Raw genomic sequence first — 14,644 nt, 5'->3', positions numbered from 1 at the left:
CGGCGTCCCGGCGAAAGACAGGAACCAAAGGAGAGGGCGGCCATTAAGGTCTCATGACCGATGCGCCCAAATCAGCCGCTCGTGCTGCACGTCTCGTGATTGTTGCCCTCGCGGCAGTTGCGGCCTTTGCGCGGCCCGTCGGCGCGGATCAATCATCGACAAGCGCTCCGCTGAAAAGTCCTGCCGATTTTTCGTCGATCTCGAACACAAGCGAGCGCTCGCGCGCGATCTTCAACGAAATCGGCAAGGTGGTCATGAATCCGCGTTGCATGAACTGCCACCCGGCGGGCGACCATCCAACGCAGGGCGACGATTTTCACGAGCACATGCCGCCGATCTGGCGGGCCGAGACCGGGCATTTCGAGGCCAACTGCTCGGGCTGCCATGGCTCTCACAACGTCACGCTGCTCGAGGCGGCTTCATACCGAAGCATTCCCGGTCATCCGCGATGGGGCTTTGCGCCGATGTCGATGGCGTGGCAAGGCAAGTCACTGGGTGAGATCTGCCGCCAGTTGAAGGATGTCCAGGCCAACGGCGGCCGCGACCTCGCCGCGTTGCAGGAGCATGTCGCCAAGGACGATCTCGTCGGTTGGGCCTGGAATCCCGGCGAAGGTCGCAGGCCGGCTCCCGGCAGCCAACAGGCTGCTGGCGAGCTCGTGCAAGCGTGGATCGACAGCGGCGCGGAGTGTCCGCGCTAGCTTACCGCCCGAGCTGCTTCGGATCGTAGAAGAACCGCTCCTCGACGATCTGCTCGCCACGCCAGGTCTGCCAGGCGATCTCCTCAAAATTGCGCGTGACACCTTCAGTGTTGGTGAAGCTGAAGATCCAGCGCGTGGCGACTTTATCGCCCTCGATCAGGCTCGGCCCGACGCGGACGGCCTTCACCTCTTTGGACATCGCCAGCACGCCGCGCTCCTTGGTAACGAGAGCGTCGCGGCCAACCGTCGGTGCGGTGTTGTTCTCATAGGTCACGGCATCGGGTGTGCAGTAGTCCTCGATCGCGCCGATAAAGTCTCCGTTCTCGAGGCGCTTCGCAAATTCTTCGACGATGTCACGGCTCGGCATGATGGTCCTCACGATTAAAACCGACTGTTAGTCGGTAAATACCGACCGGCGGTCGAAAAGTCAACTGGCCGCGTGAGACGAATTGGATTAGATGGGACTCATGGCAAAACAGGCGGAGCGGCGGGCAGCGACTTCGGAGGCGATCCTGACGGCGGCGCGCCGGTTGTTCGGGACGCAGGGCTTTGCCGCCACCACCATGGACGCGATCGCCGAAGCGGCCGGCATCGCCAAGGGCGCGGTCTATCATCACTTCAAGACCAAGGAGGCGGTATTTGAGGCCGTGTTCGACCTCGTCTCGCGCGATCTCGTCGTTGAGATCGACAGTGCCGCACGCGCCGAGAAGGACGTGTTGGCCGCGATGGTCGCCGGCACCCAGCATTATTTTGCCGCGACCGCCAAAGGCCCGACCGGCCAGATCATCCTGCGCGACGGTCCCGCCGTGCTCGGCTGGGAGCGCTGGCGCGAGATCGACGCAAAGCATTTTGGCGGCAAGATGCCGCGCGCGCTCTCGGTGGCGATGGAGATGGGCCTGATCGCAAAGCAGCCGGTCGAGCCGTTGGCGCGGCTGCTGCTCGGCGCGGTGACCGAGGCCGCGGTCGCCTGCGCCGGACGCGCCGATATCGCAAGGGCAGGTGCGGAATATGCCCGTGCGTTCAAGTCGCTGGTCGAGGCGCTGCGTCTGCGGGCATGATCGTGCTAGTGACGAACCGGAAACGCCCACACCAACAAGAAGAAGCGTAGCGCATGAACGCAAATTCCGCCCTCGCGCCATCCGATCCCGAGTTCGACTACATCATCGTCGGCGCCGGCTCCGCCGGCTGCGTGCTCGCCAATCGCTTGTCTGCGAATGGCAAGCACAGCGTGCTGTTGCTCGAGGCCGGCCCCAAGGATTCCAACATCTGGATACACGTGCCGCTCGGCTACGGCAAGCTGTTCAAGGAAAAGACCGTCAACTGGATGTACCAGACCGAGCCGGAGCCCGAGCTGAAGGGTCGGCAGGTGTTCCAGCCGCGTGGAAAAACGCTCGGCGGCTCGAGTTCGATCAACGGCCTGCTCTACGTTCGCGGCCAGCACGAAGACTACGATCGCTGGCGCCAGCACGGCAATGCCGGCTGGGGCTATGACGACGTGCTGCCCTATTTCAAGAAGGCGGAGAACCAGACGCGCGGCGCCGATCAATATCACGGCACCGACGGGCCGCTGCCGGTCTCCAACATGGTCGTGACCGATCCGCTGTCGAAAGGTTTCATCGACGCCGCGGTCGAGACCGGTCTGCCCTACAATCCCGATTTCAACGGCGCCACGCAGGAAGGCGTCGGCCTGTTCCAGACCACGACGCGCAACGGCCGCCGCGCCTCGACGGCGGTGGCTTATCTCGGCCCGGCGAAGAGCCGCAGCAATCTCAAGGTCGAGACCGAAGCGCTCGGCCAGCGCGTGCTGTTCGAGGGCCGTCGTGCGGTCGGCGTCGAATATCGGCAAGGCGCGAATGTACGCCGCGCGCGGGCGCGAAAAGAGGTCGTGCTGTCGAGCGGCGCCTACAACTCGCCGCAGCTCCTGCAGCTCTCCGGCGTCGGGCCCGCCGATCTCCTGCGCAGGCACGGCATCGACGTGGTGCTGGATGCGCAGGGCGTCGGCCACGATCTCCAGGACCACATGCAGGTCCGCATCGTGATGCGCTGCTCGCAGAAGATCACGCTGAACGACACCGTCAACAATCCGCTTCGCCGCACGCTGGCGGGCGCGCGCTATGCGCTGTTCCGGAAAGGCTGGCTGACGATCGCGGCCGGCACGGCCGGCGCGTTCTTCAAGACCAATCCGCGGCTCGCTTCACCGGACATCCAGGTGCACTTCCTGCCGTTCTCGACCGACAAGATGGGCGAGCGGCTGCATGATTTTTCCGGCTTCACGGCATCTGTTTGCCAGCTCCGGCCCGAGAGCCGCGGCTCCTTGCGTATCAAGAGCGCGGATCCGACGGTGCCGCCGGAGATCCGCATCAATTACATGTCGACCGAGACCGACCGCACCACCAATGTCGAGGGCATCAAGATCCTGCGCAGGATCCTGAACGCACCGGCGATGAAACCGTTCGTGGTCAGCGAGTACGATCCCGGCGCGAAGGTATCCACGGATGCCGAAATTCTGGATTATTGCCGCGAGCGCGGCAGCACCATCTACCATCCGACCTCGACCTGTCGTATGGGCAACGACGCGCTCGCGGTGGTGGACCAGCGGCTGAAGGTGAGGGGGCTCGAGGGCCTTCGTGTCGTCGACGGTTCGATCATGCCGGACCTCGTCTCGGGGAACACCAACGCGCCGATCATCATGATCGCGGAGAAGGCGTCCGATATGATATTGCAGGATGCGCGATAAATTCGCGTTGGAGAGGATTTGGACTTGGCACCGCGATTCAAGATCGGCACCCGCAAGAGCGCGATGGCCCTGGCCCAGACGGACGAGATTGCGCGCCGCCTGACCGCTGCCGTGCCCGGCCTCGACGTCGAGATCGTCAAGTTCGACACCACGGGCGATCTCGACCAGACCAGCAAGCTGCTGCCCCATGGCGGCAAGGGCGGCGCCTTCGTCGCGCAGATCCGCGCGGCGGTGCTGGCGGGCGAATTGCAGGCGGCGATGCATTCGCTGAAGGACATGCCCGGCAACGAGGACACGCCGGGCCTCATCATCGGCGCCACGCTGTCGCGCGATCCCGCGAGCGATGCGCTGGTGCTGCGGGATGGCATGACGTTGGAAGCGCTGCGCCAGTCGCGCGGCAAGGGTTTTAAAATCGGCACCAATGCTGTCCGCCGCGCCGCTTATGCGCGACGGTTGTTTCCGGACATTGAAGTCATTCACTTCCGCGGTGCCGCCGACACGCGCGTGCGAAAGCTCGACAATGGCGAAATGCAGAAGCTGCCGGATGGCGGCGCGGTGGGGCCCGCGGACGCGCTGATCATGGCGCGCTCGGGTCTGGATCGCGTCGGTCTTTCCAGCCGCATTGCCTATGAGTTCACGGCGGCGGAGATGCTGCCGGCCGCGGGGCAGGGCATCGTCGCCGTCGAATGCGCCGCGCAGGACTGGCACACGCGACAAATCCTGTCATCGATCGACGACGCCGACGCGCATGCCTGCGCCGATGCCGAGCGCGAGGTGCTGTGGGTGCTGAACGGCCACTGCAATTCGCCTGTCGCGGGTTTTTCGACCATCGCCGGCGATCAGATGTCGCTCACCGCATCCGTGCTCGATCTCTCCGGCAACACCATCATCGAAGCCGCACGCACCGGCCCCGCCAATCGCCCGCGTGAGCTCGGCCGTGCCGTGGGACTCGATCTGCTCGGGAAGGGCGCCGCCGAAATCATCGAGCGCAGCCGGCCGCGCTAGGCGTTGTTGCGAAATCACGATCGTCGGGATAGTGTCATCGTGCGCCTGTTTTGCCCGACGTGTCAAATGTCGGTGCGCGAGGTGCTCAACCCGCGCGAAGCGAAATCCTTCAACGATTTCTACTGTGCATGGGGTTGTTTTCGCGGTTTTGATTTCCGCCCCCTGACGGGCGGAATTTTTTTACCCCCGTACGCGCTTGATCATCTGCTCGACATGGGCGATCGGCGTCTCCGGCTGGATGCCGTGGCCGAGGTTGAAGATGAAGCGGCCTTGCGAAAAATTCGCGAGCACATTGTCGACCGCACGGTCGAGCGCCGCGCCACCCGTGATCAGCACCAGCGGATCGAGATTGCCCTGCACGGCGACCTTGCTCTGAACGTGTTCGCGGATGAAGGCGGGCTCGGCGGTCCAGTCCATGCTGACCGCGTCGACACCGGTCGCCTCGACGTAACCAGGCAGCTGCGCGCCGGCGCCGCGCGGAAAGCCGATGATCCTCGCATCCGGCACTTTGGCGCGCACGCCTTCGACGATGCGGCGGGTCGGCTCGGTTGACCAGCGCGCGAACTCGGCCGGCGGCAGCACGCCCGCCCAGGTGTCGAAGATCTGCAGCGCGTTGGCGCCGGCGTCGAGTTGCGCGAGCAGATATTGGATCGAGTTGTCGACCAGCACGTCGATGATCTTCGCAAATGCCTCCGGATGCCGATAGGCCATCATCCGCGCCGGTGCCTGGTCCGGCGTGCCATGGCCCGCGACCATGTAGGTCGCAACCGTCCACGGCGCGCCGCAGAAGCCGATCAGCGCAATCTTCGGATCGAGCGCGCCGCGCACGATCTTCAGTGCCTCGAACACCGGCTGGAGCTTGCCGAAGTCGGCCTGCGCGGCGAGCGTCGCCACCTTGGCCGGATCGTCCAGCGGCTCGAGCCGCGGGCCTTCGCCGACTTCGAAGCGCACGGAGCGGCCGAGCGCGTAGGGGATCACGAGGATGTCGGAGAAGATGATCGCCGCATCGAAGCCGAACCGCCGGATCGGTTGCAGCGTCACTTCGGCGGCGAACTCCGGATCGAAGCAGAGATCGAGGAAGCCGCCGGCCTTGGCGCGCACCTCGCGATACTCCGGCAGATAGCGGCCGGCCTGCCGCATCATCCAGAGGGGCGGGACGGCTTGCCGCTGGCCGGAGAGCACGTCGATGAAGGGCTTTGTCGCAGACTGGGGCACGAATGGTCCTGATGCAGTTTTGAGGTTCCTGATACACCGTGCGCGGCCCGAGCGGAACAGGGGAACCAGCGCAATTGCGCCGCGTTGACCCTGCCAATGGAGGAGGAATTCCATGGCTCAGACATTCAACCCCGCGCCGCACGACAAGCACGCCGACAATCTGCACGAGGCGCTCGCGGCCGATCGCCACGCCAAGCTCGACACCGGGCTGGAAGATACCTTCCCCGCCTCCGATCCCGTGAGCGCCACGCAGCCGACGCCGTCGAAGGCCGATGCGGATGCCGACAATCCCTCGCTCTGGGACAAGGTTAAGTCGATCTTCAGCTAGCGGCCGCCGGTTTCCGATAGGCTTGATAAGACCTTGTTAGTGATCTGCGGAAGCCCCGGTCCGTAGGAGTACGGAAAACCCCGTAGATGAATGCGAATCCGCCCGGGCGCTTCAGGGTTCAATAAGAGAAGCGGCAGAGTTTCCGACTATTGGAGAATTCTGCCGCATGAACCTCGCCTCCCAGAGAGCCGGATGGAGCCGCCTGCCGCTGCGCGCGGCGGCGTTCGTCGTGCTCACCTGCGTGGCGATCCTCGGCGTCAGCGGCTGGCGTGAATGGGCCGCGCGGGATGCGGTGCTCAAGGGCGCCGAGACCGAGATGGCGAACGTCGCCCGCTCGTTGACGCAGCATGCCGAGGACAGCCTCGATCTGCTGGATTCCGGCGTCGTTGGCGTCGTCAGCCGGCTGGAGATGGATGGCGCCGATCCCGCGACGATCAACAAGCTGCGTACCCTCCTCGAGGCGCGCAAGAAAGCGATGGAGCGCGTCCACAGCCTCGCCATCATCGACGACCAGGGCAACTGGCTGACCTCGCCCGGCACGATCGCCTCGACGCTCAGCGACGATACGTTCTTCCGTCATCATCAGCTCTCGCCCAAGCGCGAGCCCTATGTCGGCCGTCCCGTGAAGAGCCTCGTCGACGGCGAATGGGTCGTGACCCTGTCGCGCCGCTTCAACAAGCCGGACGGCAGCTTCGGCGGCGTGGTGCTCGCGGCCATCGGCTCCCGATATCTGTCGCATTTCTACGAGCAGTTCGAGATCGGCCGCAACAGCTCCGTGACGCTGATGTACGGCGACGGCATGATCATCGCGCGCAACCCGAACAACGAAAAGTTCGTCGGCCGCAGCGTCGCCGACACCGCGCTGTTCCGCGACGCCAGCCTGCAACGGCCGTTTGGCGCCTATCATTTCAAGTCGCCGCTCGACGGCGCCGAGCGCGTCAGCTTCTTCAAGCGCTCCGGCCGTTACCCGCTGGTGTTGCTCGCAACCGTCGACAAGGACGAACTGCTTGCGCCATGGCGGGCTGCTGCGATCTCCCGCATGCTGTACGTGGTCGCGCTGGTGATGCTGATCGCGGTGATCGGCGCGGTGCTGGTGCGGCAGCTGCAGCGCGGCCAGCGCATGGCGGCGGCCCTGATCGAGAAGGAGGCGCATTTCCGGCTGCTCGCCGAAGGCTCCAGCGACATGGTCACCCGCATCGGGCTCGACGAGCGGCTGCGCTACGTTTCGCCATCGTCCAATCAGGTCGTCGGCTGGCGCCCCAATCAGCTGATCGGCACCGACGCGCTCGCCGGCATCCATCCGGAGGACCGGCCGCACGTGCAGGCCATTGTCGATGCCATGAAGCGCGGCGACACGGACGAAGCGCGCCTCACCTATCGCAACGTGCACCGGCAGAAGTCCGAGGTCTGGCTGGAATCGACCATGCGCGTCACGCGCAAGGACAACGGCAATGTCGACGGCGTGGTCGCGATCTCGCGCGACATCTCCGAGCAGAAGAAACTGGAGACCCGGCTCGAGACCCTCGCGATCGAGGACAGCCTTACCGGGCTTGCCAATCGCCGCCGCTTCGACGAGCGGCTGAAGGAAGAATGGGCGCGCGCCTATCGTGACCGCTCCAGCCTCGGCCTCCTGATGATCGACGTCGATCACTTCAAGTCCTACAACGACGAATATGGCCATCCCGCCGGTGACGCCTGCTTGCGCGTGGTCGCCAAGATCATCGCAGCCGAGATGCAGCGGGTCGGCGATCTCGCGGCGCGTTACGGCGGCGAGGAATTCGCCATGCTGCTGCCGAACACCGATGCCGCCGGCTGCGCCCGGATCGGCGAGCGGATCCGCGGCGCCGTCCACGACGCAGGCCTCGTTCATGTCTCCAGTGCGGTGGCGCCATGCGTCACCGTCTCGATCGGCGGCGCGGCCTGCCGCCCCTCATTCGAGCGCACCGCGGGTGCGGGATCGCTGGTGGAATCCGCCGACCGCGCGCTCTACGCCGCCAAGGCCGGCGGCCGCGATCGTCTGATGATGTCGGGCGAGGTCATGAGCCTGCTGAAGGCATCCGGTCAGTAATATCACTCAATAATGCGGAGGGCGCTCATTGGTGGGGCCCGGCGCATTCGCCTCGGCCTCCTGCAGTCGCTCGTTGAGCTGCGCCAGCTGCCGCGTCAGCACATCGATCTGCTTCCACTGCGCGGTGATGGTCTGGTTCAACGTCTCGATGGTGTCGTCCTGATAGGCAAGACGCGTCTCCAGCGTGTCGATGCGCTCGGCGAGCGTCTTGATGTCATTCGTCACGTGCGTGCCCCAATTCCTGTTCGCGCAGACCTCGTTCGCGCAGGCCATGGCCAAGGGCGACGCGCTCGTCGAACACAAAACATTCGCCGCGCCAGCGGCTGTGCGCCTCCGGCACCTCTTCCAGATATTTCAGGATGCCGCCCTTGAGGTGATAGACCTCGGCAAAGCCGCGGGCCAGCAGATGCGCGCTCGCCTTCTCGCAGCGGATGCCGCCGGTGCAGAACATTGCGATCTTGCGATGTTTTGCGGGATCGAGCTTCGCGGCGGCAAAATCCTTGAACTGGCCAAAGCTCTTGATGTCCGGGTCGACCGCACCCTCGAACGTGCCCATCGCCACCTCGAAGGCGTTGCGGGTGTCGAGCACCAGCGTGTCGGGTGAGGCGATCAGCGCGTTCCATTCGGCGGCATCGACATAGGTGCCGACCTGCCGGGTCGGATCGGCGGCTGCATCGCCGAGCGTGACGATCTCCTTCTTCAGCCGCACCTTGAGTCGGCCGAACGGCATGGTTTCCGCGGTCGAGCACTTCAGCTCGAGATTGTTCAGCCGGCCGCCGAACATCGCCCCATGCGCGAGCTCGTGAGCGAAGGCGTCGATGGCCTCAGGCGCGCCCGCAATCGTGCCGTTGATGCCCTCCTGGGCCAGCAGCACGCTGCCCTTCAGCGAAAGGCCGGCGCAGAACGCGCGCAGCGGCTCGCGCAGTTCGCGGTAGTCGGGCAGGGCGGCGAATTGGTAGAAGGCGCAGACCTTGTAAATCATGCGCCCGTTTAGCAGGCGGCCGGCGCCCAGAAAACCCGCAACCGACAGCTCTATTCCCAGCGAATGGCAGCCATTTCCCTGGTATGCCAGCATTGCCCGGGCGCCCCGGAATGTGTCATGAAGACCCGGTTTTTCGAGATGGCGCCGCGCGCGCCCCAAGACTTAGCCTAGACGGCCCTGAGAGAGCAAAACTTCGATGAGAAACTTCCATTTCCCCGGCAGGTCCACGGTCCACGCCACCAACGCGATGGTCGCGACTTCGCATCCGCAGGCATCCCTTGCCGCGATCGAGGTGCTCCGCGAGGGCGGCACGGCGGTGGACGCGGCGGTGGCGGGTTCGGCGATACTCGGCGTGATCGAGCCGCAATCGACCGGCATCGGCGGCGATTGCTTTGCGCTGATCCAACCGCGCGGCGAGGGCAAGATCATCGCCTATAACGGCTCCGGCCGGGCGCCGAAGGCGGCCAACGCCGACTGGTATCTCGAGCGCAAGATCAATTCCGTGCCACTGACCTCGGCCCATGCGGTCTCGATCCCCGGCGTGATCGACGCTTTCGCGACCGTGCTGCGCGACCACGGCAAGTTCGGCTTCGACCGTTTGCTGCAGCCTGCGATCAAGGCGGCGGAAGAAGGCTATGTCGTCGCCCCCCGCATCGCGTTCGACTGGAAGAACCAGTTCGAGAAGCTGAAGGGCGGCACCAACACCGTGCGCTACCTGCTGCCGGGCGGCAAGCCGCCGGTCGCCGGCGACGTCATCCGCCAGGCCGAACTCGGCAAGACGCTGCGTGCCATCGCCAAGGACGGCCGCGACGCCTTCTACAAGGGCGCGATCGCGGAGGACATGGTCGAGACCCTGCGCGGCATCGGCGGTCTGCACACGCTCGACGATTTCGCCGCGCACACCACCGAGACGACGACGCCGATCGGCACCGCGTACAAGGGCTACGACGTCTGGCAGTGCCCGCCGAACGGCCCGGGCGTCACCGCGCTGTTGATGCTCAACATCCTGTCGCGCTTCGACCTCACCAAATACGCCCCCGTGAGCGTCGAGCGTTTTCATCTCGAAGCGGAAGCTGCGCGCATCGCCTACATGAACCGCGAGATGCACGTTGCCTCTCCCGAGCACATGAAGATCAACGTCGCCGAGATGCTCGAGAAGGGCTTTGCCGACGAATACATCAGCAAGATCCGAATGGACGGCATGCTCGACCTGCCGAATGTCGCGCCGCCGATGAATCCGTCGACCATCTACATCACGGTGGTGGACAAGGACCGCAACGTCTGCTCGTTCATCAACTCGGTTGCGCATTCGTTCGGCTCGGCGATCGTCTCGAACAAGACCGGCGTCCTGTTCCAGAACCGCGCCGGCGGATTCCGCATCCAGCCGGGTCATCCCAACTGCATCGAGGGCGGCAAGCGGCCGCTGCACACGATCATGCCGGGCCTGCTCACCAAGGGCGGCCGGTCCACGATGTCGTTTGCCGTGATGGGTGGTCAATACCAGCCGACCGGCCAGACTCACCTGCTGACCAATATTCTCGACTATGGCTGTGACGTGCAGGAGGCGATCGACATGCCGCGCGGCCTGCACTACGAGGGCCAGTATCAGCTGGAGGACAGCGTGCCGGCCGATGTCGTCGAGGGCCTGAAGAAGCTCGGCCACAAGACCACCAGCGTGGTCGGCCCGCTCGGCGGCGCTCAGGCGATCTGGATCGACTGGGACAAGGGCACGCTCACCGGCGGTTCCGATCCGCGCAAGGACGGCTGCGCGCTGGGCTATTGATCGAAGGTCTCGAGGACTGGAAACGACCACCGCATTGCGCTAGACACCTTCCGCCTCAAACGGAAGGTGTTCTATGCAGCGTTTTCAGCGCGCACTCCTCGCCATCATGTCGGCCCTCGCGATCACTTTGATCGCGGGCGTATCGACATTCCTCTCCACCACGGCATCGGCCCAGACCGCAGGAAAACCCATGACCACAGCTTCAGGCTTGCAGACCATCGACAGCGTCGTCGGCACCGGCGCTTCGCCGAAGCCCGGCCAGATTTGCGTGATGCACTATACCGGCTGGCTCTACGAGAATGGCCAGAAGGGCAAGAAGTTCGACTCGTCCGTCGATCGCAACGAGCCGTTCGAATTCCCGATCGGCAAGGGCCGCGTCATCGCCGGCTGGGACGAGGGCGTTGCCACGATGAAGGTCGGCGGCAAGCGCACGCTGATCATCCCGCCGCAGCTCGGCTACGGCGCGCGCGGCGCGGGTGGCGTGATCCCGCCGAACGCGACGCTGATGTTCGACGTCGAACTGCTCGCGGTGAAGTGACCCTTCTCGTCATGCCCGGGCATGTCCCGGCCATGACGGATCGAGATCGGCACAAACAAAAAGACCGGCCTCTCGGCCGGTCTTTTCATTTTTAAGCTGCGCGCGTTACTCGGCCGCGCGACGAGCCGCCGCAGCGGCGCGATCGATTGCTTCCTTTGCGGCATCCTTCGCGTCGCCCATGGCCTTCTGGCCCTTGCCCTTGACCTCCTGGACTACGCCTTCGCCCTGAAGACGCTCGGAACCGGTGGCTTCACCGATGCCCTGCTTGGCCTTGCCGATGGCTTCGTTGGCGGTGCCCTTGATCTTGTCGCTCGTGCTACCCATGAAACTCTCCTTCCAGATTGCTCGGAATAACAACGCTGGGCGGCTATGAGGGTTCCGATTTTGGTATGGCTTGATAGGCGGCCTTTGGTTACTTTCGCACGCACGGAACCAACAGAAAGCAAGACACATGACCGGCCATGACCATTCGCATTCCCACCATGACCACGATCATCACGACGATCGCTGGAAACATGACGGGGTGCGCGTCATTCCCGGCAATCAGCTCGATACCAACGTTCCGTCGACGGCAGGCATGGATCGCGCGGCTGCGATCAATTTCGCCCGCGTCGGCGCACAGAAATTGTGGGCGGGCACGGTCAGCATCAAGCCGGATGCGAAGACCGGCGCGCATCACCACGGTCATCTCGAAAGCGTCATCTATGTGGTGAAGGGCAAGGCGCGGATGCGCTGGGGCGAGAGCCTGCAGTTCACTGCCGAGGCCGGTCCCGGCGATTTCATTTTCGTGCCGCCCTACGTGCCGCACCAGGAGATCAATGCCAGCGCCGACGAGGTGCTGGAATGCGTGCTGGTGCGCAGCGACGGCGAGGCGGTCGCGATCAATCTCGACATCGAGCCGGTCGAAAAGCCCGAGACAGTGCTGTGGATCGATCCGGTCCATCGGGATCCGAACGAGAAGAAGTAAGGCCGAAGCGCGCGGGGTTCGGTGCGACAGAACCCCGCAGCTCGCGATCGGAAAAATATTTCGGAAGCCGTGTCGGATGGCCGCTCAGCCATCCGTCCTTGGGCAGACCCAGCCCAAGGAGCTTCCCATGCCCAGGATGATTTTCCTCAATCTACCGGTGACCGACCTCAAGCGTGCGACCGCCTTTTACGAGGCGGTCGGCGCGACCAGGAATCCGCAATTCAGCGGCGACACGGCGAGTTGCATGGTCTTTTCCGAGGCCATCTACGTGATGCTGACGACCCACGACAAATTCCGTCATTTCACGCCGAAGCCGATCGCGGATGCCAAGACCTCGAACCAGGCGTTGTTCTGCCTGTCCGCCGACAGCCGGAACGAAGTCGACGAGATCGTCGACAAGGCCGCGGCCGCGGGCGGGGTGGCCGATCCGAGCCCGAAGGACGAATACGACTTCATGTACGGCCGCAGCTTCGAGGATCCGGATGGCCATATGTGGGGTGTGAACTGGCTGGACATGGCAGCGGTTCCTCCGAAGCCCGCCATGGCGAACGCCTGATCGAAAGCTGAAGAGGAGCATTCGCAATGTCCAAGCTCGTGCCCTGCATGTGGTTCAACGGCGATGCCGAGGAGGCCGCGAAATTCTACGTCTCGCTGGTGCCGAACTCAGAGATCACGCACGTTCAGCAGAACGTTTCGGACGGCCCGTCCGGCAAGACGGGGTCCGTGCTCGTCGTCGAGTTCATGGTGGCCGGACAGCCTCTGGTCGCGCTCAACGGCGGCATGAAGATGGAGTACACGCACGCGATCTCGCTGATGATCCATTGCGACGACCAGGCGCAGGTGGACAGCGTCTGGGATGCATTCCTCGCCCATGGCGGCAAGGAAGAGCAGTGTGGCTGGCTCAGGGATCGCTGGGGTGTCGCCTGGCAGGTGGTGCCGAAGGTGATGTTCGACTTCCTGACGAGCCCCGACAAGGCCGCCGCCGCCCGCGCGATGCAGGCCATGATGAAGATGGTGAAGCTGGATGTGGAGGTTCTGCGCCGCGCGTTCGAAGGCAAGTCGGCGGCGTGAGGTCAACACAGGTGCCGTAGGGTGGGCAAAGGCGCGAGAGCGCCGTGCCCACGATCTGTTCTTGATTGAGACGAGTGGTGGGCACGCTTGCGCTTTGCCCACCCTACGAGACCGTCTCCAATCGTCTCAGTAGTTGATCCGCAGCCCGACGCCGCCATGGATGGTGTTGCCGACCGGCTGCGGGCCGAGCGTGCCGTTGGCGAAGAGGTCCACGACCCAGCCCTTCTGCACGCGGAAGCCGAGGCGGCCGCCATATTCGAACCAGCCCTGGTTGCCCATCGTCGGCACCACCATGCCGTCGCCGGTCACGGTGGCGACGATGCCGCTATGGCTGGCGAACGACTGCACCCAGCCGCCATTGATATTGGTCTCGATATTGCCGGCGAAGAGATGGGTCCATTGGCCCCCGATCTTGACCAGGCTGGTGCGATCGGTGCCGGTGGCAATGGTGGCGTCGAACGGATTGAACGCGATCGTGTTGTCCGCATAGCCCGATACGCGCTGCCAGAGCTGCCAGACCTCGACGGAGGCTGCGACCTCATCCTGCGGTGACAACCGGCTCATCCAGCCGGCGCGACCGTAGACCGCGTAGTTCGCGGCGTTGGTCGAGCTGGTCACGCTCACCGGGCCGAGGCTGGTGTTGTAGCTGCGGGTGTAGCGCGCCTTCTCCCACGGCGTCAGGATCGTGCCGACGTCAAAGAACGGACGCGACGAGCCCCAATCGGTGAAATCATAGCGCAGCGCGAAGGCGCCGATCGGTGCGCTCGTGATGTTGTAGCCGCCCTCGCTGTATTGCGTGTAAGCGAGGCCGGCGAGCAGCGACAGATTGGGCGTCAGCTCCTTGCGGCCGTGGACGCCGGCCGAGAACGAGCCGGCCGAGCCGAACGCGCTGATGCAGTCGCTGCAATTGACCTGTTCGTTGACGCCAAGCAGCACCGTACCGAGCACGCGGTTGGTGATCATCTGGTTGAAGCGCTGGTTGGCGAGACCGCCAACCGAGTTGCCGCTGGAATCGGAGCCCGTCGGCGTGGGGCTGGGCGACGGGCTTGGCGACGGGACCGGGTTCGGCGACGGGGACGGACTCGGCGACGGATAGGAGGTTGGTGACGGATAGGGGTTGGGCTCGCCGCATTCAGACTCGCAGGTGCTCGCGGCTGCGGCCGAACGGGTGTTGAGCCCGAACAACGCAAGCGTCGCGCACGCAGCCAACGCGCCGGCCAGGACAAGCCTCTTGAAGCCGAGCTGCGCCATC

17 protein-coding genes are annotated in these 14,644 nt (G+C 64.6%); 11 read left to right on the top strand and 6 right to left on the bottom strand.

What is annotated here, in order from left to right; all coding sequences use genetic code 11:
* The first annotated feature begins 53 nt into the window (after window positions 1-53).
* Window positions 54-698: an Isoquinoline 1-oxidoreductase subunit gene (locus QA645_RS34735; RefSeq protein ID WP_283045715.1), complete on the top strand. Its 645-nt coding sequence runs from the start codon at window positions 54-56 to the stop codon at window positions 696-698.
* Window position 699: 1 nt separating this feature from the next.
* Here the strand turns inward: QA645_RS34735 and QA645_RS34730 are convergent, their stop codons facing one another.
* Window positions 700-1,065 carry a nuclear transport factor 2 family protein gene (locus QA645_RS34730; RefSeq protein ID WP_254129222.1) on the bottom strand — a complete coding sequence of 122 codons (366 nt, stop codon included), beginning with the start codon at window positions 1,063-1,065 and terminating at the stop codon, window positions 700-702.
* Between the two features lie 100 nt (window positions 1,066-1,165).
* Between QA645_RS34730 and QA645_RS34725 the strand changes: the two genes are divergently transcribed.
* Genes QA645_RS34725 through hemC form a run of 3 tightly spaced genes read left to right on the top strand, consistent with a single transcriptional unit; the run spans window position 1,166 to window position 4,440 of the window.
* The gene (locus tag QA645_RS34725; RefSeq protein WP_254129223.1) at window positions 1,166-1,756 is read left to right on the top strand and encodes a TetR/AcrR family transcriptional regulator; all 591 of its coding nucleotides are present in this window, start codon (window positions 1,166-1,168) and stop codon (window positions 1,754-1,756) included.
* Between the two features lie 53 nt (window positions 1,757-1,809).
* The gene (locus tag QA645_RS34720) at window positions 1,810-3,435 is read left to right on the top strand and encodes a choline dehydrogenase (RefSeq protein ID WP_283045714.1); all 1,626 of its coding nucleotides are present in this window, start codon (window positions 1,810-1,812) and stop codon (window positions 3,433-3,435) included.
* A gap of 24 nt (window positions 3,436-3,459) precedes the next feature.
* Complete coding sequence (gene hemC, locus QA645_RS34715) at window positions 3,460-4,440, top strand: hydroxymethylbilane synthase (protein WP_283045713.1); 981 nt, start codon at window positions 3,460-3,462, stop codon at window positions 4,438-4,440.
* Between the two features lie 180 nt (window positions 4,441-4,620).
* Here the strand turns inward: hemC and hemE are convergent, their stop codons facing one another.
* Window positions 4,621-5,655, bottom strand: coding sequence for a uroporphyrinogen decarboxylase (gene hemE, locus QA645_RS34710; RefSeq protein ID WP_283045712.1), 1,035 nt, complete (start codon window positions 5,653-5,655; stop codon window positions 4,621-4,623).
* A gap of 112 nt (window positions 5,656-5,767) precedes the next feature.
* On the opposite strand from hemE, the gene QA645_RS34705 reads away from it, so the two are divergent.
* Both QA645_RS34705 and QA645_RS34700 read left to right on the top strand, forming a co-directional pair.
* Window positions 5,768-5,983, top strand: a complete 216-nt coding sequence (locus tag QA645_RS34705; protein ID WP_254129227.1) for a hypothetical protein — start codon at window positions 5,768-5,770, stop codon at window positions 5,981-5,983.
* 166 nt (window positions 5,984-6,149) lie between these two features.
* Window positions 6,150-8,051: a diguanylate cyclase gene (locus QA645_RS34700; protein ID WP_254129228.1), complete on the top strand. Its 1,902-nt coding sequence runs from the start codon at window positions 6,150-6,152 to the stop codon at window positions 8,049-8,051.
* A 6-nt stretch (window positions 8,052-8,057) separates the two neighbouring features.
* On the opposite strand, the gene QA645_RS34695 is transcribed toward QA645_RS34700, so the two are convergent.
* Window positions 8,058-8,276 carry a SlyX family protein gene (locus QA645_RS34695; protein WP_283045711.1) on the bottom strand — a complete coding sequence of 73 codons (219 nt, stop codon included), beginning with the start codon at window positions 8,274-8,276 and terminating at the stop codon, window positions 8,058-8,060.
* Window positions 8,266-9,033, bottom strand: a complete 768-nt coding sequence (locus QA645_RS34690) for a rhodanese-related sulfurtransferase (protein WP_283053473.1) — start codon at window positions 9,031-9,033, stop codon at window positions 8,266-8,268. The genes QA645_RS34695 and QA645_RS34690 overlap by 11 nt, the downstream gene beginning before the upstream one ends.
* A gap of 196 nt (window positions 9,034-9,229) precedes the next feature.
* On the opposite strand from QA645_RS34690, the gene ggt reads away from it, so the two are divergent.
* Both ggt and QA645_RS34680 read left to right on the top strand, forming a co-directional pair.
* Window positions 9,230-10,816: a gamma-glutamyltransferase gene (gene ggt / locus QA645_RS34685; protein ID WP_283045710.1), complete on the top strand. Its 1,587-nt coding sequence runs from the start codon at window positions 9,230-9,232 to the stop codon at window positions 10,814-10,816.
* A 73-nt stretch (window positions 10,817-10,889) separates the two neighbouring features.
* Entirely contained in the window at window positions 10,890-11,354 is a 465-nt protein-coding gene (locus tag QA645_RS34680) for an FKBP-type peptidyl-prolyl cis-trans isomerase (RefSeq protein WP_283045709.1), read from the top strand.
* A 105-nt stretch (window positions 11,355-11,459) separates the two neighbouring features.
* On the opposite strand, the gene QA645_RS34675 is transcribed toward QA645_RS34680, so the two are convergent.
* Window positions 11,460-11,678 (bottom strand): CsbD family protein, encoded by a 219-nt coding sequence (locus tag QA645_RS34675; RefSeq protein WP_254129232.1) that lies wholly within the window; start codon window positions 11,676-11,678, stop codon window positions 11,460-11,462.
* Window positions 11,679-11,805: 127 nt separating this feature from the next.
* Between QA645_RS34675 and QA645_RS34670 the strand changes: the two genes are divergently transcribed.
* The 3 genes from QA645_RS34670 (at window position 11,806) to QA645_RS34660 (ending at window position 13,392) form a co-directional block, all read left to right on the top strand.
* Window positions 11,806-12,321: a cupin domain-containing protein gene (locus QA645_RS34670; protein WP_283045708.1), complete on the top strand. Its 516-nt coding sequence runs from the start codon at window positions 11,806-11,808 to the stop codon at window positions 12,319-12,321.
* 127 nt (window positions 12,322-12,448) lie between these two features.
* Complete coding sequence (locus QA645_RS34665; RefSeq protein ID WP_283045707.1) at window positions 12,449-12,877, top strand: VOC family protein; 429 nt, start codon at window positions 12,449-12,451, stop codon at window positions 12,875-12,877.
* 26 nt (window positions 12,878-12,903) lie between these two features.
* Window positions 12,904-13,392 carry a VOC family protein gene (locus QA645_RS34660; protein WP_283045706.1) on the top strand — a complete coding sequence of 163 codons (489 nt, stop codon included), beginning with the start codon at window positions 12,904-12,906 and terminating at the stop codon, window positions 13,390-13,392.
* Window positions 13,393-13,518: 126 nt separating this feature from the next.
* Here QA645_RS34660 and QA645_RS34655 read toward each other — a convergent pair whose 3' ends face one another.
* Window positions 13,519-14,643, bottom strand: coding sequence for a hypothetical protein (locus tag QA645_RS34655; RefSeq protein WP_283053471.1), 1,125 nt, complete (start codon window positions 14,641-14,643; stop codon window positions 13,519-13,521).
* Between the last annotated feature and the right edge of the window lies 1 nt (window position 14,644).

It is taken from the genome of Bradyrhizobium sp. CIAT3101, from assembly GCF_029714945.1.
Taxonomy (GTDB): domain Bacteria; phylum Pseudomonadota; class Alphaproteobacteria; order Rhizobiales; family Xanthobacteraceae; genus Bradyrhizobium.
This window is presented reverse-complemented; position numbering and strand designations above follow the sequence as displayed.